Raw genomic sequence first — 1,438 nt, forward strand, 5'->3', positions numbered from 1 at the left:
ACTCGGCCCGACTTTCGTAAAGCTTGGGCAGATTTTGGCGACGCGCGGCGATCTGTTAGCACCCGAATGGATTGCCGAGTTGGAGAAGCTGCATAGCCAGGCGCCGACCCTTCCCTTTGAAGACCTGCGCCCTGCAGTCGTGGCGGCGCTGGGAGAGGGCCCCGACGCCGCGTTCCTCAGCTTTGATCCCGAGCCGCTCGCCGCCGCCTCTATGGCGCAGGTTCACCGGGCTACGCTGCACGACGGGAGCGAGGTCGTGCTCAAGATCCAGCGCCCCGGCATCCGCCCGAGGATGGAGGCGGACTTACGATTGATCGCTCAGGCAGCAAAAATCGTGGAGGCCGTGAGCGTGGAGGCGCGCCGATTCCAGCCCGTGGCAATGATGCGCCAACTTACGGCGGCGGTGCTCGAAGAACTCGACTTTACCAATGAGGGCCGCAATGCCGATCGGCTGCGGAGCGATTTTGCGCATGAGCCCCGGGTAGCCGTCCCCGAAATCCATTGGGAATGGTCGTCCGAAACCCTGCTGGTGATGGATTACGTCGAGGGTATCGCGCCGCGCGATCCCGAAGCGCTGCTCGCCGTAGATATCGACCCTAACGCGATCGCCGCGCTGGGTGCGGAGATCGTCCTCGATATGGTGCTTTTCAACGGACGGTTTCATGGCGATCCGCACCCTGGCAATCTCTTATGCCTGCCCGGCAATCGCATCGCCCTCCTAGACATGGGGATGATCGGTCACGTCTCGCCGCGCCGGCGGCAAGAGTTCATTGCCTTCACCCAATCGCTTACGTCCGCAGATCCGGCGCAACTGGCAGATGTTCTGCTGGTCTGGTCCGCCGGGAGCGAGGTTCCGCGCGAAAAGGTGGTTGAGGCGGCCGAGCGGCTTGTGGCGCGCCATGGCGGCGGCCGCCTGGTGCTCAGAGCGATGGTCGCGGATTTCCTGCCATTGATGCGTGAACAGGGGCTGCTGATGCCGCCCGATCTGCTGCTCATTTTTAAGGCACTGATTACCATCGACGGCGTGGTGACCGCGATCGCGCCAGGTTTTGACCTTTCCAGCGCGATGCAAGGCGCCGCGACCAAAGTGGCGGCGGCAAAGCTCTCTCCGGAGCATTGGCTGCCGATCCTGACATCCTTGGCGTGGGAAATATCGAAAGTCGCCGATGACGCGCCGCGCCTTCTACGAGCCGCCATACAGCGCCTGGAAGGCAATAGCTCGGCAGCGCGGGCCTATTCCGATCCGTCACTTTTCGTATCTCAGGCCGGAAACAGGATAGCCCTTGCCATCGTGACTGGTTTGGCTTTGATTGCTGGCGCGCTGCTCCTGATCCGCTAATGCGAAATGGTGCCGCTTCCAAAGTCCAGAGGCAGCTTCCGTGAGCGGGCTACCAATGGCGAGGTTTGAGGAACGTCTGAATATGTCGGCATCTGCCGG

The 1,438-nt window shown here is 62.2% G+C and carries 1 protein-coding gene; it reads left to right on the forward strand.

Annotated elements, in window-relative coordinates; translation table 11 throughout:
• The coding region (locus ACYPYD_RS02280; RefSeq protein ID WP_459661907.1) for an ABC1 kinase family protein at nt 1-1,339 on the forward strand (1,339 nt) is incomplete at its 5' end.
• Nucleotides 1,340-1,438: the final 99 nt, after the last annotated feature.

It is taken from the genome of Novosphingobium sp. 11B, from assembly GCF_054589055.1.